The organism is Flavobacterium sp., assembly GCF_044361015.1.
Lineage (GTDB): Bacteria > Bacteroidota > Bacteroidia > Flavobacteriales > Flavobacteriaceae > Flavobacterium.
Window position 1 is genome coordinate 1 of the sequence record NZ_JBIKJL010000028.1, and the last position, 17,138, is coordinate 17,138.

Genomic DNA, 17,138 nt, shown 5'->3' on the forward strand with positions numbered 1-17,138 from the left:
GTTTGATTCTTCTACAAAAGGATATGCAAAATTTCTCGCAAAATTGGGTGGAAAAGGATATGATTTATTGATTTTAATGAATAGTTTTATCAATTGGGTTCGTGTTTTTTTTGGTAAGGGAAAAAGAAGTTACTCTAAAATGATTAAAGACAGTGTTAAAAAAGCAGCATCTTTTGTCTCAAATTTTGAAACTACAGCGGCTGAAATTGCTATTGAAAAAAACTACAGTTATTTAGTGTGGTCACGTTAACAAACCTCAAATGAAAGAAATTAAAAACCAACATGGAAAAGTTTTGTATTAAAATAGTGGTGATTGGCTTGAGAATTTAACCGCTTTAGAATACAAAAAAAAGAAATGGAGTATTTATCAATATCAAAAATTCGAGTTTGTTGATGTGGAGTTAAAAGAGGCGGATATTCAAAATGACACTATCACTAAAATTTTATCGTAATAAGTTGATTGATTTTATCATATCAACAAAACGTTTTGAAAGAGTATACAATAACTTTTAATTAAAAAAAAATTCCATGAAAATATTTTATGCAATTCAAGCAACGGGTAACGGTCACATCAGTAGGGCGATACAGTTGTATCCATATTTTAAGAAATATGGAGAAGTCGACTTTTTTTTGAGTGGAAACAATGCCACTTTACCCATTGATTTACCGGTAAAATATAAAAGCAAAGGGTGTAGTCTGCTTTACAGTAAATGTGGCGGTTTAGACTATATGGCTATTGTTAAAAACATTAAACCTTTTCAAATGTATAATGATGCAAAAGCTTTACCCTTAAAAGAGTATGATGTTGTTATCAATGATTTTGATTCTGTAACGGCTTTGGCTTGCAAATTACAAAATGTCCATTCGGTACAATTTGGACATCAGGCTAGTTTTATTTCTGAATTTACACCTAGACCTGAAAAAAAGAGTTTTATAGGAGAAACTATTTTTAAGCATTATGCTCCATCTCCTAAACATATTGGGTTACATTTTGAGCAATACGATTCTTTTATTCATCCCCCAATCATTAAAGATGAAATACGTCAAGCTGAACCAAAAGATTTAGATCATGTTACTGTTTACTTGCCTTCATTTGACAAGGATTGTTTAGAAAAAGCATTTACTAAACTTCCTGAACAGCACTTTCATTGGTTTTTAAGCGAAGTAAGTCAGAAGTACACCCGAGGAAACATAACATATTATCCGGTAAACCAAAAGTATTTTAATGAAAGTTTAATCACTTGTCACGGAATCATTACAGGAGGAGGATTTGAAACACCGGCTGAAGCTTTATACCTGAGAAAGAAAGTGCTCAGCATCCCCATTTTAAATCATTACGAACAGGAATGTAATGCTGCTGCCCTAGCTAAACTGGGCGTAGAAGTGGTTTATGAAGTGGGGAATGAGTTTGAACTAATCATTGAAAAATGGCTGGAAATTAAAACTGAAACTTCAAAAATTGAAGCCAATAATATTAATCATACACTCCAGTTTTTATTTGACACCTATAATTCCCCAAATTAATCTATATTTTCCCTCACACTTCTTATACCATCATGATGAGAACCAGAAGAAACTAACCACAGAAAAACACTATAAAAGCAAAAAGCAACTATAAATGATTGCTTTTTTTGTGGAGGACGTTTATGGAAAACCGCGAACTTTATCACACTGCGAATCTATATTATTTTTATTGATAGCCGACAATATAGAAATTCTGAACAACCTCAAACAATTTTAAACCAAAAAAAACTGCTAACAACTTGTCATGCTGACGCAGGAAGCATCTTCAAAATCATTTTCACCCTGCTCTGAATGTCTCCGAATTCTCAACTTATAAACAATTCAAATTTTATATATTTCTTAACGGCATTAAATATTTTCTAATCTTCAAAAAACCAAAACTTTTTATTATGAAAAAAATGTAGGCAATACAGACCGTTTTGTTAGAGTCATCATTGGAATTATACTTTTAATTGTATTTATGTCGGGTTTTATTGAAAACGACATGATCAAATGGATAGTTTTAGGTGTCAGTTCAATTTTAATTGTTACCGCTTTTGCAACATTTTGTCCACTTTATACTCTCTTGGGCAAAAGTACTTGTGAAGTGAAGAAAAAAAATAACCTTTATTTAAAAATTTCAAAAGAAACCACGTAATTGCGTAGTTTTTTTGAATCAATCATTCTATAAAAATCAAAACAATTTCCTACATTAGCATTTCGTTAAAAAAAAAATAATATGATTACTGAAGTTCAATTTCAAAAGGAATTAGAATTAATAATAAAAAATGGAATTAGAGAAGATATTGGAGTGGGGGACCATAGTTCGCTGGCTTGTATCCCAAAATCTGCAATAGGAAAAGCAAAATTATTAGTAAAAGAGAATGGAATAATAGCTGGTGTAGAATTTGCTAAAATGATTTTTAATGAAGTTGACTCGAATTTAAAAATTGAAACGTTTATTCCTGACGGTAGTTTTGTTAAATATGGAGATGTTGTTTTTCATGTTACCGGCAGTTCACAATCAATATTGAAAGCCGAACGTTTAGTGTTAAATTCAATGCAACGAATGAGTGCAATTGCAACCAAAACAAAAAAATATGTTGATTTATTAGATGGAACAGCTACAAAAATATTAGATACCCGAAAAACGACTCCCGGATTTAGAGCCGCTGAAAAATGGGCTGTCAAAATAGGAGGAGGCGAAAACCATCGTTTTGCTCTTTATGATATGATTATGCTGAAAGATAATCACAACGATTTTGCCGGTGGAATTTCATTGGCTATTCAAAAAACGAAAGATTATCTAATACAAAATGAATTAGACATAAAAATTATCGTGGAAGCTAGAAACCTTAAGGAAATAGAAGAAATTCTTAATAGTGGAGGTGTTTATAGAATATTACTGGATAATTTTGATTTTGAAACCACTAAAAAAGCAGTAGAAATAATTGGAAATAAATGTTTGACCGAAAGTTCAGGAAACATCAATGAAACAACCATTCGGCAATATGCAGCTTGTGGCGTGAATTATATTTCTTCAGGAGCATTGACCCATTCTGTGTATAACATGGATTTAAGTTTAAAAGCTTTTTAATAAAACTTGAAACTTCCAACAATAAAATGTCATTAGAGATAGAAGAAAAAATAGATAAAATACCAATAGTCAAACACATAGTTCGATTAATGAAAAGAATCAAACTTCCATGGTTAGAAGGTTTGTCGTTTTATGATTTGATGGAATTATATATTATTGGAATTGTAGAAGGGGCTTTTTCTTATCGGGCCGGAGCCATTGCTTTTAGTTTTTTCATGGCCTTGTTTCCGTTTGCATTGTTCATCTTGAACTTGATTCCCTATATTCCTATTGAAGGATTTCAGGATGATTTTCTAAAATTTGTAGAAGATGGAGTGCCACCCAATACGTTTGAAGCAATCAAAACAATTATCGATGACATCCTAAATAACAGTTACCAAGGCTTATTGTCTTCCGGGTTTATTTTGTCAATTTTCTTAATGACCAATGGAATAAATGCCGTTTTGGGCGGATTTGAAACTTCCTATCATATTACCATAAACCGAAATTTCATCAGACAATATATTATAGCACTCGGAATGTCACTTTTATTTTCATTCATATTAATAATTACTATTGTAGCCATTTTAATTTCAGAAATTATTATTCAAAAAATACATTTACATAAAATCATCGACACAGATATTACATTTGTTGAAATGATTCGGTTTGGATTTGTTGTTTTAATGATTTTAACAACAACTTCATTACTTTTTAAATTTGGTACCAAACAAATATCAAAAGTTCCATTTATAAGCATTGGTTCGGTTTTTACAACACTTTTAATTTTACTTTCATCCTATGTTTTTGGAATTTATGTAGTCAAGTTTGCCAAATATAATGAACTCTATGGTTCTATTGGTACCTTGTTAATCCTGATGTTTTACATTTGGATTAACTGCATGATATTATTACTCGGATTTGAACTAAATGCTACCATTAATAAATTAAAGAGAAAAAATCTTTTTGATTAAAACAGAATTTTGCCGCAACTAATTTTTGAAATTAAACAATTATGGCTTACTTCATTGAAGTTATTTTGCCCTTAGCACTAGATAAAACCTTTACTTATAAAGTAACTGAGGCAGAATATTATTTCATAAAACCCGGAATGCGAATCGCTGTTCCCTTTGGTAAAAGCAAAATTTTTACAGCTTTGGCAATTGAGTTGCATCAAAACCCACCAACTTTATATGAAGCAAAAGAAATCTATCAAATTTTAGATGAAAATCCTCTTGTAAATGAAACCCAATTAAAACATTGGCAATGGATTTCTACTTATTATATGTGTTCGATTGGCGAAGTGTTTCGGGCTGCATTGCCTTCCACATTATTATTGGAAAGCGAAACGATTATTTCTTTTAAACATTATGAAGCGCTAGAAGAACTCAATCTCACAGATGATGAATTTCTAATTTTTGAAGCTCTCCAACACCAAAGTTCTTTGAAAGTAAATGATGTGATGAATATTTTAAATAAAAAGAATATTTTTCCTCTTTTGCAAAAGCTAATTGATAAAAATATCATTATGCTACGGGAAGAAATTCAGGAAAATTATAAACCTAAATTAGTAAAATATATAAAACTTCATCAAAATTATACTTCTAATGAAAGCTTGAATGAGTTGCTAAATTCATTAAAAGCCAAAAAACAAAGTGAGTTACTTTTAGGTTATTTTCAATTGCAAGCTGTTGAGAAAAAGCCTATTTCGGCGAAAAAATTGCTCGAATTTTCTAAAGTATCCTCAGCTGTTTTGAAAGTACTTGTTGATAAAGTTATTTTTGAAGAATATCATCTTATCCAAGATAGAACCGATTTTGAGGCATTAGATTTAAATGAAAACTTGGTTTTAAGTCCTGCTCAACAAAAAGCATTGGATGAAATTAAACTGAAATTTGAGCAAAAAGAAATTTGTTTACTTCATGGGGTAACTTCCAGTGGAAAAACGGAAATCTATTGTCAACTCATTCAGGAAGTGATGAAAACCGATAAGCAAATATTGTTTTTACTTCCTGAAATAGCTTTGACAACTCAACTACTTTCACGTTTGCGTAAATTTTTTGGCAATAAAGTTGCTGTTTTTCATTCAAAATACAGCAATTATGAAAGGGTAGAAGTGTGGAATCAGGTTTTAGAAAATTCTCCAAAAGCACAAGTGGTAATCGGAGCTCGTTCTGCCATGTTTTTACCCTTTTCTAATTTAGGATTGGTCATTGTGGATGAGGAACATGAACAAAACTTCAAACAGACTGATCCGGCACCTCGTTATCATGCACGTGATTCGGTCACTGTTTTGGCTAATTACCATAAAGCAAAAGTTGTTTTAGGTTCGGCAACGCCAAGTTTAGAAACTTATTATAATTCTCAAAATAATAAATACGGTTTAGTTGAACTTTTTGAACGTTATAATAATGTTCCAATGCCCGAAATTATATTGATTGATTTAAAAGATAAGTATTTCCGTAAAAAAATGAACGGTCATTTTAGTGACACTTTAATAGAAGAAATTACTTCCGCATTATCTTTAAATGAACAGGTTATTCTTTTTCAAAACAGACGTGGATATGCTCCTTTGTTAGAATGCATGACGTGTGGACATATTCCGCAATGTCCGAATTGTGACGTAAGTTTGACGTATCATAAATATAAAAATCAATTGCGTTGTCATTATTGCGGACATTCAATTGCTAAACCAACTCATTGTCATCAATGTTCGAGTGTTGATTTGACTACTAAAGGTTTTGGAACTGAGCAAATTGAATTGGAGCTAGCCTCTCTTTTTCCCAATAGGAAGATACAACGAATGGATCAAGATACAACCCGTGGAAAATTTGGTTATGAAAAAATCATAGATAAATTTCAAAATAGAGAAGTTGATATTTTAGTGGGCACACAAATGTTAGCCAAAGGTTTAGATTTTGATAATGTTAGTTTGGTAGGAATATTAAATGCTGATAACATGCTATATTTTCCTGATTTTAGAGCTTTTGAAAGGAGTTTCCAAATGATGACACAGGTTTCAGGCAGGGCAGGAAGATATGAAAAAAAAGGAAAAGTTATCATTCAAACTTATAATCCAAATCACAACACCATTCAACAGGTAACCCACCATGATTATTTGGCAATGTATAAAGAACAGCTATACGAACGACAGATTTTTAAATATCCACCATTCTTTAAATTAATCAAAATTACGTTGAAACATAAAGATTTTGAAAAGGTGAAAGAAAGTTCCATGTGGTTGTATCAAGTTTTGAATCAACAATTGAATATGCCTGTTTTGGGACCGGAAGAACCTGCTGTCAGTAAAATTAGAAACGAATACATTTGGACGATTATGATTAAGATTCCGGATTCGGTTTCACCAAAAGGCACAAAAAAAACTATCCTGAAAATACTGAATAGTTTTGATGTTATTTTGCAATATAGAGCAGTAAAGCTTATTGTGAATGTTGATGTTACTTAAGCAATCGCTAGAGCTTTTTTCAAATCATCCTTTTTATTTCTGCTTAATGGAATTTTAGTTACGCCAATTTCAGCAAACTTACTATTGAAACGTTCGATTTTATCAATGTTTACAATAAACGATTTGTGAACTCTTAGAAAACGGTCTTTAGATAAATCATTTTCAAACGACTTCATGGTAGAAAGTACAAAGTTGCTGTCTTCATCAGTAACTACTTTTACATAGTCACCATACGCTTCAATCCACTTAATTTTAGAAGTGAATACTTTTAATTTTTTCAAATTACTTTTTATGAAGATATAATCTCCTTCTTCTTCCGTTACTTCATGTCTTAATTTGTGCAATTCGATGGCTCTTTTTACAGAAGAATCAAAACGATCTACAGAAATTGGTTTTTGAAGATAATCGGTTGCATCATAATCAAAAGCTTTTACAGCGTAATCTGCTTTTGAGGTGATAAAAATAATTTGGGGTTTTTGTTTCAACCCATCAAGAAAATCGAACCCATTAATTATAGGCATTTCGATATCAAGAAAAATGAGGTCAATAGAGTGTATAGACATACAACTCTTTGCCTCAATAGCATTGGAAAAATCACCTATTAGATTAAGATTCTGGTGATTATTCACTAACTTTGTGATGATCATTCTTTGAATAGAACTGTCATCGACGACGACACAATTTAATTTCATAATAAGGTTATTATAGATTTGGTGAAACAAACATAGTGCATTTCATCGATAAAAACTAATTTTTTTAAACTTTTTTGCTATATGTTGATTATTTGCTTATTTAGACTTGGATATTCAAATTAAATTCTTAATTTTGCACCCAATTTAACAATTTTAAAGTAAATTATTATGAATCATTATGAAGCTGTTTTCATCTTGAATCCCGTTTTATCTGAACAACAGGTAAAGGAAACAGTAAGCAAATTCGAAGATTTTCTTACCGCCAAAGGGGCACAGATGGTATCCAAAGAGGATTGGGGCTTGAAAAAATTAGCCTACGAAATCCAACACAAGAAAAGTGGTTTTTACCATTTATTCGAATTCAAAGCACCTGCTGATAGTATCATAGGTTTTGAAACTGAATTAAGACGTGACGAAAGAATTATGCGTTTTCTAACAGTAAGTTTAGATAAACATGCAATTTCTTGGGCAGAGAGAAGAAGAGAAAAATTAAAAGTTAAAGCGTAATTACTATGTCAACAATCGAGCAATCAGCTAAAGGAAAAAAAGAAGGAGATATCAGATATCTTACTCCTTTGAACATAGATACCAATAAAATTAAAAAGTATTGTCGTTTTAAAAAATCAGGTATTAAATACATTGACTATAAAGATGCAGACTTTTTATTGAAATTTGTTAACGAACAAGGTAAAATTTTACCAAGACGATTAACAGGTACTTCATTAAAATACCAAAGAAAAGTGTCTGTTGCTGTTAAAAGAGCAAGACATTTAGCTTTGATGCCATATGTGGCGGATTTATTAAAATAATAATTAATTAAGTTGTTGGTTTCCCAAACCGGAACCTAACTTCTATAAAAAAGGACAACAACATGGAACTAATCTTAAAAAAAGACGTTCAAAATTTAGGGTTTAAAGACGATATCGTTTCAGTAAAACCAGGATATGGTAGAAATTTTTTAATTCCACAAGGGTTTGCTGCATTAGCAACTCCTTCAGCTAAAAAAGTATTGGCTGAAAACTTGAAACAAAAAGCACACAAAGAGCAAAAAGTAGTGGATGATGCTAAAAAAATAGCTGAAGCCCTAAAAGCTCTTGATATTAAAATTTCTGCAAAAGCTGGTGGTGAAAAATTATTTGGTTCTGTAACCAATATTGACATCGCTGAAGCTCTAGAAAAAGAAGGTCAACCAATCGAAAGAAAATTCATCACTTCAGGAACTGTAAAAAGAACCGGAAAATATGCAGCTACTGTGCGTTTACACAGAAATGTTGTAGTTGAATTGCCTTATGAAATAGTTGCTGAATAAATTTATTTAAAATATTTTAAAGCTCTGCAATGCAGGGCTTTTTTTATGCATAATTTTAAAAATACACCAGTATTTTTAAAATTCTAATGTACTTTTGCTCTCAACAATGATTATAAAAATGTCGCAATTCATCAAAATATATCCTGAAAATCCTAATGAAGTTGCTATTGCAAAAGTTGTAAAAGTGCTCAAAGAAGGTGGTTTGATAATTTATCCTACGGACACTGTATACGGATTAGGATGTGATATCACCAATACAAAAGCTTTAGAACGAATTGCTAAAATCAAAGGAATAAAATTAGAAAAAGCTAATTTTTCCTTTATTTGTCATGATTTAAGTAATATTTCGGATTACATCAGACAAATTGATACTACAACTTTTAAAATCTTAAAAAGAACTTTACCCGGTCCGTATACGTTTATTTTACCCGGTAACAACAACCTTCCAAAAGAATTTAAAAAGAAGAAGACTGTGGGTATTCGAGTTCCTAACAATGCTATTGTATTAGAGATTGTAAAACTTTTAGGTAACCCTATTGTGTCAACTTCTATTTATGATGAAGATGAAGTGTTAGAATATTCTACTGATCCTGAATTGATTTTCGAGAAATGGCAAAATAAAGTTGATTTAATTATTGATGGAGGTTATGGTGATAATCAGCCTTCAACAATTATTGATTTATCGGAGGGTGAACCGGTTGTTATCCGGGAAGGAAAAGGAGATAGCAATATTTTTTAAAAGAATAATAAAACAAAAGCATAAAAAAAACGTACTGAAAGTTCAGTACGTTTTTTTACTGAAGAATAACCAATCTTATTTACCTGCTTGGTTTTTCATTTCTTTTTCTATCATATTATAAAATTCATCAATTTTTGGCATAACGATAATACGAGTTCTTCTGTTTGCAGAACGATTCTGTGTAGAATCATTTTCTACTAAAGGAATAAATTCACCTCTACCGGCAGCTATTAATTGTTTTGGGTTTACTTTATGGTCGTTAGTTAAAACGCGAACAACAGAAGTAGCTCTTTTAACACTTAAGTCCCAATTGTCAAGTAAAACACCATTTCTATAAGGAACGTTGTCAGTATGACTCTCAACCATGCATTCAAATGTTGACTTGTCATTTACTACTTTTGCCACTTTACCTAATACTTCTTTAGCTCGGTCACTAACTTCATAACTACCGGATTTAAAAAGCATTTTGTCAGCAATAGAAATCATGACAACTCCTTTTTCAACATTTATTTCTATATCCGGATCATTAATACCTACCGAACTTTTTAAACTGGTTACTAAAGCTAAAGTAACACTATCTTTTTTGGTCAAAGCGTCCTGTAAACGAGAGATTTTTAAATCTTTTTCTTTTAAACTCTCTAATGATTTTTCTAAGTTTTCTGCTCCTTTAGTGGATAACATTGTCATATTTCCAACATTGCTGATTAAATCTGAATTTGTCTTTTTTAAATCAGCTATTTGATTATTTAAAATGTCTTTTTCAGATAAACACATGTTTAACTTTACGGTTGTAGAATTTAATAAATCCTGACACTCTTTGTTTTTGGACTCTAATTCGGCAATTTTTTTCTTCGTGCCGCATGAACCTAATGAAAGAGCAACTAGTGCTAATAATAAAACGACTTTTTTCATATAACTTAACTTTTTAAATTTATAACAAAATTAACACCAAAAAGCTTATAATCTTAAAATGATTACGATAAACTATTGTTAAATTTATCAACAAAATTTTTCTCCTTTTTGATAAAATAATGATAGATAATACTCATAGTGAAATAATAATTTGATTGCTGATTGTTTTTTCTTTTACGTAACATATTTAGTAGCAAAGCATAGAAATAAAAATGGGCTTTAATTATTGCTGTAAAATGAGAAAATTTTCCTTGTAACAAGAATTGAATTCCAGCAATACCATCAAAAATCATCCGAATCAATAAAATCCAAATCAGATGAACAGTTGGCAAATTTTTAACCAACATAAACAAAGAATTCCTGAAATTTAAAAAAGTTTTCCTTGGATTTATATTCGACAACGTTCCTCCGCCTAGATGATACACTTTTGAAAACCCACAATAATAGGTTTCATAATCAAGGTTATGACTTCTCCAGCATAGATCAATTTCTTCCTGATGTGCAAAAAAATCAGCATCAAATCCTTCTAATTTCTTAAAAACTTTTTTTCGGATGAAAAAGCAGGCGCCGGAAGCCCAAAAAATCTTTTTGACATCATCATATTGTCCGTTGTCTTTTTCAATGGAATCGAAAATGCGACCTCGACAAAATGGATATCCAAATCTATCAATAAAACCTCCACCTGCACCGGCATATTCAAAATAGGCTTTATCTTTAAAATCTAAAATTTTTGGTTGAATAATGGCTATTTTTTCGTTTTTGTCGAATAGTTCCAGTATTGGAGCCAACCAGTTTTCAGTAACTTCAATATCGGAATTGACCAAGCAATAAATTTCCTCTTCTACAAATTTTAAACATTCATTATAACCTTGTGCAAAACCAAAATTAAAGCTATTTTTTATTATTTTGACTGATGGAAATTGTGTTTTTAAAACAGAAATCGATTCGTCAGTCGAGGCATTATCGGCTACATAGATTGTTGCTTCCTGTGAATAGGAAAGAACTGAAGGCAGAAACTGTTGAAGAAGTTTTGCCCCATTCCAATTGAGAATAACGATTGCGATTTTCTTCAAAATAAGAATATAATAAAGGAATCCAAAATATTAGTTTTGAAGTTCATAGTCAGGAATATCCTTTAAAAAAACATACCGTTCCTGCTCAAAATCCATTTGACAAAAATAGTGATTTAGTCCGTTTGTTACCATTAAATATTTTGCCTTTAAAGTTAAGTTGTATCGTGCAATTTGATCAAAAACGAGTTGGTTAATAATTACATCCGGTTTCTTGCATTCTATCAACAAAAATATTTCTCCATTCGGTTGATAAACAACTATATCATATCGTTTACTTATTGTGCTAATTTTAATAAGTTTTTCGACATTTATTAAAGATTTAGGATAGCTTTTTTCTTGAATTAAATATTGAACCACATGAATTCTAACCCATTCTTCCGGAGTGAGAACAATAAATTTTTTCCTAATTTCATCGAACACGGAGACTTTATTTTCACTATTTTTGAAGCGAAAAGAATAGTCAGAAAAATTCAGTTTTTGCATCTACAAATATATAAAATTGATTCAGTAAAAATTCTATTCAAATTTATGCCTTATTAAAATAAATGGAAGAAATAGCAAAAATTATCAAAGATATAAGTGGCGGAAACATCAAACCTATCTATTTTTTGATGGGAGAAGAGCCTTATTATATTGATAAATTAACTGAATTTATAGAAAGTAATATTCTATCAGAAGACGAAAGAGCATTTAACCAACAGGTTTTATATGGAAGAGATGTTTCTATTGAAGATGTAATTTCTGCTGCTAAACGTTATCCAATGATGGCCGATCGTCAGGTAATTATTGTTAGAGAAGCACAGGAATTGTCACGTAGCATTGATGAACTGGAGAGTTATGTGAAAAATATACAACCAACAACGGTTTTAGTTATTGCATACAAGTACAAAAGCTTAGACAAGCGAAAAAGTTTAACTAAATTGATTGAGAAAGAAGGTTTGCTTTTTGAAAGCAAAAAATTGTACGAAAATCATGTGGGTACATGGATTTCAAGAGTTTTACAAGGTAAAGGATATCATATTGAACCGAAAGCCACCGCCATGTTAGTTGAGTTTTTGGGCACAGATTTAAGTAGGATTAATAATGAATTGGAAAAGCTCCAAATAATTTTACCAAAAGGAACCACTTTTACGCCAGCTCACATCGAAGAAAATATAGGTTTCAGTAAAGATTTTAATGTTTTTGAATTTCGAAAAGCAATTGGCGAACGAAACCAATTACAAGCTTATCGAATTGCAGATCATTTTGCTCAAAACAAAAAGGAATATCCAATGATTTTAACAACCGGAATGGTCTTTAGTTTTTTTTCCAGTTTGTTGCAATACCATGGATTAAAAGACAAATCACCCGGTAATGTTGCCAAAGTTTTAAAAGTTAATCCCTATTTTTTGAAAGATTATGATTTGGCTTTAAAAAACTTTTCGATGAAAAAAATTAGTGCAATTGTTTCAACTTTACGCGACATAGATGTCAAAAGTAAAGGAGTAGGAGCGAACCAATTGCACGAAACTGATTTGTTGAAAGAAATGTTAGCTAAGATTTTTAATTAAATTAAAATTTAACTTTAGCGGTCATTGTTTCTCCATTGCGTAAAAATGTAACCGGTAATTCGTCGCCGGCATTGATACCGGAAAGACATTTCATATAGCCGTAGACTTCTTTGATTTCGCAATCTCCAATTTTTGTAATGATATCACCGCTTTGAATTCCGGCAAGTTGAGCCGGACGATTATCCGTTACACCATCAACATGTAAACCATCGCCATGATCAGTATAATCTGGCATAATTCCTAATGTAACTTTATATTTTGGAGCTGTTTTTGGAGCGTTAATTTTAGTTCTAACAAATTCAACTTTGTCTAAATCAGCAATAGCATTGCTAACTCTAAAAACATAATCAGTAATATTTCGTACACCATAGTAATTGATTTTATCCTCATCATCACTGGGTTTGTGGTAATCAGTATGCGTACCGGTGAAGAAAAACAATACAGGTATATCTTTTAAATAAAAGGAAGTATGGTCAGAAGGTCCAACACCGCTTTCGTCCAATGTTACATTAAATCCGGCAGGTTTGTTTTTATCTACAATTGTTTTAAAATTAGGGTTAGTTCCAACACCACCAATCGTAATATTTTTAGATTCATTTAAGCGTCCAATCATGTCTAAATTAATCATGGTAACCACATTAGAATGATAATTTTCCAACGTTGAAGTCATAAATTTTGAACCAATTAATCCATCTTCTTCACCCGAAAAGAAAGCAAAAATGTAATTCACTTTTTCAATTGCTTTATTTTTAGAATACATACGGGCCAATTCTAACACAGCAGAAACTCCTGAAGCATTATCATCAGCACCATTGTGAATTTCTCCTTTTGAATTTGGTTTAGCTGAATGATTGTGTTCATTTAAACCTAAATGGTCATAATGAGCACCAATTACAATTGTTTTAGTGGCTTTATTGTCTAAAAAACCAATGACGTTTCTACCGATATTATTTTTAAGATCTAATGAGTCATGGGGATTTAAACGCACTTTGTAGTCAAATTTCTGAATATAATTTTTTCCTTCATAAGGTTTGATTCCCAGACTTTTTAATTCTTTAACTAAATAATCGGCAGCCATTTGTTCTTCTTTCGAACCGGTCAACCTTCCTTTTAATTCATCAGAAGCTAAATAAGAAATATTCTTTTTTAATGAATTTGGTTGAGCTAATTCAGCTTCATCACCATCAACCCAATCAGCTATAAAAACATTTGTTTCTCTTTCTTTTTCTTGTTGACGATTACTTGAAAAAACTAATTTTTTTCCATCAGGTGAAAACATTGGAAAGGCGTTAAATTCACTCTCCCAAGTAATTTGTTGTAAATTTTCACCATCAATATCAATCATATACAATTGAAAGTCATATCCTCTTGTTGAATGATGATTGGAAGAAAAAATAATTTTCTTGTCTGAGGGATGAAAATAGGGAGCCCAATTTGCTTTCCCTAAATGTGTGATTTGTTTTAAATCAGTACCGTCAACATTACACGTATAAATTTCCATTTCGGAGGGAGCTACTAAATTCTCACCTAATAAGGCTTTGTATTCAGTAATAGCTTCATCTGTTTTTGGTCTGGATGAACGAAATACAATTTTCTTACTGTCATGCGAAAAGAAACAACCACCATCATATCCCAATCCAAAAGTGATTTGTTTCAAATTGGAACCATCAATATCCATCGTATAAATTTCCAAATCACCACTTCTAATACTCGTAAAAGCAATTTTTTTACCATCAGGCGAAACTACTGCTTCAGCATCATAACCAGGATAATCTGTTAATTTTTTTGTAATATTTCCTTTTAAATCAGCAATATAAATATCAAATTCAGGATAAATGGCCCATAAATATTTTCCGTCCGGAGATTTCGGTACAGCAGGACAAGCTTGATTTGAAGCATGGGTAGAAGCATATAAAATATGTTTACCATCCGGCATGTAATAGGAGCAAGTAGTTCTACCAGTTCCTGTTGAAATCAGTTTTAAACTTTTTTCTGAAAATTCTTTTTCTTGTAAATCAAGCATGAAAATCTGGTCACAAGGAACTCCAAAAGCTTTGTTGGTCACTTGAAGCGTCAATTTCTTCCCATCCGGACTAAAATAGGCTTCGGCATTGTCACCACCAAAAGTTAACTTTTTAATGTTTTTTAAACGATTTTCCTGTGCGATTAAATTTATACCTGTGAATATAAAAAAGATAAGTAGTAATTTAAACTTAAGAGGAGTAAAAGCCATGGTATGTTTATAAAGATTATTTTTTAAAGTTGTAAATATACTAAAAATGAAAATTTTAAACCAACCTCAATTTTGTAATACTTGCAAAGTTTAACAAAAAGCGAACTAAACGTTTTTTAGATTAGTTTAATATGTTGATATTTGCACTTCCAAAAATAAAACTATTAATCATGGGAATGAATAAAAATACTGTATTGGCTTGGGCTACTTTTATTATGATTATTATGGGACTTCTTTTAATTGGTATGGGAGCATTTAAATATGACGATGTAGCCGGTTGGGGATTTGCTTCAACAGGAATTGGTTTCTTAGCTATTGCCTGGGTTTTTAATGCTTTGAAAGGTAGGGTTTAACTTTAGAAAAATATTTATACAATGGCAGACGATAAAAAAGTAATATTTTCAATGTCTAAAGTAAGTAAAACTTACTCTAGCACAAATAAACAAGTTTTAAAAGACATCTATTTGAGCTTCTTTTACGGAGCAAAAATTGGTATTTTAGGGTTAAATGGTTCCGGAAAATCTTCATTATTAAAAATCGTCGCTGGAATCGATAAAAATTTTCAAGGCGATTTGGTTTTTGCACCGGGCTATAAAGTGGGTTATTTAGAACAAGAACCGCAATTGGATGAAACCAAAACAGTTATTGAAATTGTTAGAGAAGGTGCTGCAGAAACTATCGCTTTATTGGATGAATTCAATAAAATCAATAATATGTTCGGTTTGCCTGAGGTTTATGAAGATTCCGATAAAATGCAAAAACTCATGGACCGTCAAGCAGAATTACAAGACAGAATTGATGCTGCCGGTGCTTGGGAAATTGATAACAAATTAGAGGTGGCTATGGACGCACTTCGCACACCGGATTCGGATACACCAATAAAAGTATTATCAGGCGGAGAAAAAAGAAGAGTTGCTTTATGCCGTTTATTATTGCAACAACCCGATGTTTTGTTGCTGGATGAGCCAACTAACCATTTAGATGCTGAATCGGTACTTTGGCTGGAGCAACATTTGCAACAATATCCGGGAACTGTAATTGCAGTAACGCACGATAGATATTTCTTGGACAATGTAGCGGGCTGGATTTTAGAATTAGATAGAGGAGAAGGAATTCCGTGGAAAGGAAATTATTCGTCGTGGTTAGATCAAAAATCAAAACGAATGGAGTTGGAAGAAAAAGTAGCTTCCAAACGTAGAAAAACATTAGAAAGAGAGTTGGATTGGGTACGTCAAGGTGCCAAAGGTCGTCAGACCAAACAAAAAGCCCGTTTACAGAACTACGACAAGTTGCTGAATGAAGATCAAAAAGAATTGGATGAAAAATTAGAATTATATATTCCAAACGGTCCACGTTTAGGAACCAATGTGATTGATGCCAAAGGCGTATCCAAAGCATTTGGCGATAAATTGTTGTATGAAGATTTAAATTTTACGCTTCCGCAAGCAGGAATAGTTGGAATTATAGGTCCAAATGGAGCCGGTAAAACTACCATTTTCAAAATGATTATGGGTGAAGAGACTCCTAATAAAGGCACTTTTGCTACCGGTGAGACGGTTAAGATTGCATATGTAGATCAAGCCCATTCTAATATTAATCCTGAGAAATCTATTTGGGAGAATTTTTGTGATGGACAGGAATTAATCATGATGGGAGGTCGACAAGTAAACTCACGTGCCTATTTGAGTCGATTTAATTTTGGTGGCAGTGATCAAAACAAAAAAGTAGCGACACTATCTGGAGGAGAACGCAACCGTTTGCATTTAGCCATAACTTTAAAGGAAGAAGGAAACGTATTATTATTGGATGAGCCAACGAATGATTTGGATATTAATACCCTACGAGCTTTGGAAGAAGGTTTGGAAAACTTTGCCGGTTGTGCGGTGATTATTTCACACGACCGTTGGTTTTTAGACAGAGTATGTACCCACATTTTAGCATTTGAAGGTGATTCGCAAGTGTATTTCTTCGAAGGAAGTTTCTCAGAATATGAAGAAAATAAGAAAAAACGTTTAGGTGGTGACTTAACTCCTAAACGAATTAAGTATAAAAAATTAGTAAGAAACTAGATAATAAAAATCCTGA

Annotated in this window: 17 protein-coding genes and 1 pseudogene; 13 read left to right on the forward strand and 5 right to left on the reverse strand. The window is 31.7% G+C overall.

Features of this window, described 5'->3' with window-relative positions; translation table 11 throughout:
- The 6 genes and pseudogenes from ACIQ2Z_RS08145 to priA all read left to right on the forward strand — a co-directional run.
- Positions 1-250 (forward strand): annotated as a pseudogene (locus ACIQ2Z_RS08145) (UDP-2,3-diacylglucosamine diphosphatase); the annotation flags it as partial.
- A 278-nt stretch (positions 251-528) separates the two neighbouring features.
- Complete coding sequence (locus ACIQ2Z_RS08150; protein ID WP_396183646.1) at positions 529-1,524, forward strand: glycosyltransferase family protein; 996 nt, start codon at positions 529-531, stop codon at positions 1,522-1,524.
- Positions 1,525-1,876: 352 nt separating this feature from the next.
- On the forward strand, positions 1,877-2,161 hold the full coding sequence (locus ACIQ2Z_RS08155) for a DUF2892 domain-containing protein (protein ID WP_396183673.1): 285 nt from the start codon (positions 1,877-1,879) through the stop codon (positions 2,159-2,161).
- An 81-nt stretch (positions 2,162-2,242) separates the two neighbouring features.
- Positions 2,243-3,100 carry a carboxylating nicotinate-nucleotide diphosphorylase gene (gene nadC / locus ACIQ2Z_RS08160; RefSeq protein WP_396183647.1) on the forward strand — a complete coding sequence of 286 codons (858 nt, stop codon included), beginning with the start codon at positions 2,243-2,245 and terminating at the stop codon, positions 3,098-3,100.
- 26 nt (positions 3,101-3,126) lie between these two features.
- On the forward strand, positions 3,127-4,053 hold the full coding sequence (locus ACIQ2Z_RS08165; protein WP_396183648.1) for a YihY/virulence factor BrkB family protein: 927 nt from the start codon (positions 3,127-3,129) through the stop codon (positions 4,051-4,053).
- 41 nt (positions 4,054-4,094) lie between these two features.
- Positions 4,095-6,545: a primosomal protein N' gene (priA, locus tag ACIQ2Z_RS08170; RefSeq protein WP_396183649.1), complete on the forward strand. Its 2,451-nt coding sequence runs from the start codon at positions 4,095-4,097 to the stop codon at positions 6,543-6,545.
- On the opposite strand, the gene ACIQ2Z_RS08175 is transcribed toward priA, so the two are convergent.
- On the reverse strand, positions 6,542-7,237 hold the full coding sequence (locus tag ACIQ2Z_RS08175; RefSeq protein WP_396183650.1) for a LytR/AlgR family response regulator transcription factor: 696 nt from the start codon (positions 7,235-7,237) through the stop codon (positions 6,542-6,544). The two genes, priA and ACIQ2Z_RS08175, sit on opposite strands and share 4 nt — an antisense overlap.
- 168 nt (positions 7,238-7,405) lie before the next feature.
- Here ACIQ2Z_RS08175 and rpsF point away from each other — a divergent pair, with 168 nt between their 5' ends.
- The 4 genes from rpsF to ACIQ2Z_RS08195 all read left to right on the forward strand — a co-directional run bounded on the left by rpsF (position 7,406) and on the right by ACIQ2Z_RS08195 (position 9,285).
- Positions 7,406-7,744 carry a 30S ribosomal protein S6 gene (gene rpsF / locus ACIQ2Z_RS08180; RefSeq protein ID WP_396183651.1) on the forward strand — a complete coding sequence of 113 codons (339 nt, stop codon included), beginning with the start codon at positions 7,406-7,408 and terminating at the stop codon, positions 7,742-7,744.
- A 5-nt stretch (positions 7,745-7,749) separates the two neighbouring features.
- The gene (rpsR, locus tag ACIQ2Z_RS08185; RefSeq protein WP_026711263.1) at positions 7,750-8,046 is read left to right on the forward strand and encodes a 30S ribosomal protein S18; all 297 of its coding nucleotides are present in this window, start codon (positions 7,750-7,752) and stop codon (positions 8,044-8,046) included.
- Between the two features lie 62 nt (positions 8,047-8,108).
- On the forward strand, positions 8,109-8,546 hold the full coding sequence (gene rplI, locus ACIQ2Z_RS08190; RefSeq protein ID WP_396183652.1) for a 50S ribosomal protein L9: 438 nt from the start codon (positions 8,109-8,111) through the stop codon (positions 8,544-8,546).
- A gap of 118 nt (positions 8,547-8,664) precedes the next feature.
- Positions 8,665-9,285: an L-threonylcarbamoyladenylate synthase gene (locus tag ACIQ2Z_RS08195; RefSeq protein WP_396183653.1), complete on the forward strand. Its 621-nt coding sequence runs from the start codon at positions 8,665-8,667 to the stop codon at positions 9,283-9,285.
- A 75-nt stretch (positions 9,286-9,360) separates the two neighbouring features.
- Here the strand turns inward: ACIQ2Z_RS08195 and ACIQ2Z_RS08200 are convergent, their stop codons facing one another.
- The 3 genes from ACIQ2Z_RS08200 to ACIQ2Z_RS08210 all read right to left on the reverse strand — a co-directional run bounded on the left by ACIQ2Z_RS08200 (position 9,361) and on the right by ACIQ2Z_RS08210 (position 11,753).
- Complete coding sequence (locus ACIQ2Z_RS08200; protein ID WP_396183654.1) at positions 9,361-10,197, reverse strand: flagellar motor protein MotB; 837 nt, start codon at positions 10,195-10,197, stop codon at positions 9,361-9,363.
- Between the two features lie 62 nt (positions 10,198-10,259).
- Positions 10,260-11,270: a glycosyltransferase family 2 protein gene (locus tag ACIQ2Z_RS08205; RefSeq protein WP_396183655.1), complete on the reverse strand. Its 1,011-nt coding sequence runs from the start codon at positions 11,268-11,270 to the stop codon at positions 10,260-10,262.
- Between the two features lie 30 nt (positions 11,271-11,300).
- On the reverse strand, positions 11,301-11,753 hold the full coding sequence (locus ACIQ2Z_RS08210; RefSeq protein ID WP_396183656.1) for a type I restriction enzyme HsdR N-terminal domain-containing protein: 453 nt from the start codon (positions 11,751-11,753) through the stop codon (positions 11,301-11,303).
- 62 nt (positions 11,754-11,815) lie between these two features.
- Between ACIQ2Z_RS08210 and holA the strand changes: the two genes are divergently transcribed.
- Positions 11,816-12,820 (forward strand): DNA polymerase III subunit delta, encoded by a 1,005-nt coding sequence (holA, locus tag ACIQ2Z_RS08215; RefSeq protein WP_396183657.1) that lies wholly within the window; start codon positions 11,816-11,818, stop codon positions 12,818-12,820.
- A 1-nt stretch (position 12,821) separates the two neighbouring features.
- On the opposite strand, the gene ACIQ2Z_RS08220 is transcribed toward holA, so the two are convergent.
- Positions 12,822-15,053 (reverse strand): M20/M25/M40 family metallo-hydrolase, encoded by a 2,232-nt coding sequence (locus ACIQ2Z_RS08220; protein ID WP_396183658.1) that lies wholly within the window; start codon positions 15,051-15,053, stop codon positions 12,822-12,824.
- Between the two features lie 170 nt (positions 15,054-15,223).
- Here ACIQ2Z_RS08220 and ACIQ2Z_RS08225 point away from each other — a divergent pair, with 170 nt between their 5' ends.
- Together ACIQ2Z_RS08225 and ettA are read left to right on the forward strand one after the other, a co-directional pair.
- Entirely contained in the window at positions 15,224-15,406 is a 183-nt protein-coding gene (locus ACIQ2Z_RS08225; RefSeq protein WP_396183659.1) for a CAL67264 family membrane protein, read from the forward strand.
- 21 nt (positions 15,407-15,427) lie between these two features.
- Positions 15,428-17,122, forward strand: coding sequence for an energy-dependent translational throttle protein EttA (ettA, locus tag ACIQ2Z_RS08230; protein WP_396183660.1), 1,695 nt, complete (start codon positions 15,428-15,430; stop codon positions 17,120-17,122).
- Positions 17,123-17,138: the final 16 nt, after the last annotated feature.

What these genes read in the sequence shown, in the direction of transcription:
- ACIQ2Z_RS08165 (WP_396183648.1), top strand. Translation starts at nt 3,127, where the DNA reads ATGTCATTAGAGATAGAAGAAAAAATAGATAAAATACCAATAGTCAAA.
- rplI (WP_396183652.1), top strand. Translation starts at nt 8,109, where the DNA reads ATGGAACTAATCTTAAAAAAAGACGTTCAAAATTTAGGGTTTAAAGAC.
- rpsF (WP_396183651.1), top strand. Translation starts at nt 7,406, where the DNA reads ATGAATCATTATGAAGCTGTTTTCATCTTGAATCCCGTTTTATCTGAA.
- rpsR (WP_026711263.1), top strand. Translation starts at nt 7,750, where the DNA reads ATGTCAACAATCGAGCAATCAGCTAAAGGAAAAAAAGAAGGAGATATC.
- ACIQ2Z_RS08195 (WP_396183653.1), top strand. Translation starts at nt 8,665, where the DNA reads ATGTCGCAATTCATCAAAATATATCCTGAAAATCCTAATGAAGTTGCT.
- ACIQ2Z_RS08200 (WP_396183654.1), bottom strand. Translation starts at nt 10,197, where the DNA reads ATGAAAAAAGTCGTTTTATTATTAGCACTAGTTGCTCTTTCATTAGGT.
- ACIQ2Z_RS08225 (WP_396183659.1), top strand. Translation starts at nt 15,224, where the DNA reads ATGGGAATGAATAAAAATACTGTATTGGCTTGGGCTACTTTTATTATG.
- priA (WP_396183649.1), top strand. Translation starts at nt 4,095, where the DNA reads ATGGCTTACTTCATTGAAGTTATTTTGCCCTTAGCACTAGATAAAACC.
- ettA (WP_396183660.1), top strand. Translation starts at nt 15,428, where the DNA reads ATGGCAGACGATAAAAAAGTAATATTTTCAATGTCTAAAGTAAGTAAA.
- ACIQ2Z_RS08175 (WP_396183650.1), bottom strand. Translation starts at nt 7,237, where the DNA reads ATGAAATTAAATTGTGTCGTCGTCGATGACAGTTCTATTCAAAGAATG.
- nadC (WP_396183647.1), top strand. Translation starts at nt 2,243, where the DNA reads ATGATTACTGAAGTTCAATTTCAAAAGGAATTAGAATTAATAATAAAA.
- ACIQ2Z_RS08210 (WP_396183656.1), bottom strand. Translation starts at nt 11,753, where the DNA reads ATGCAAAAACTGAATTTTTCTGACTATTCTTTTCGCTTCAAAAATAGT.
- holA (WP_396183657.1), top strand. Translation starts at nt 11,816, where the DNA reads ATGGAAGAAATAGCAAAAATTATCAAAGATATAAGTGGCGGAAACATC.
- ACIQ2Z_RS08220 (WP_396183658.1), bottom strand. Translation starts at nt 15,053, where the DNA reads ATGGCTTTTACTCCTCTTAAGTTTAAATTACTACTTATCTTTTTTATA.
- ACIQ2Z_RS08150 (WP_396183646.1), top strand. Translation starts at nt 529, where the DNA reads ATGAAAATATTTTATGCAATTCAAGCAACGGGTAACGGTCACATCAGT.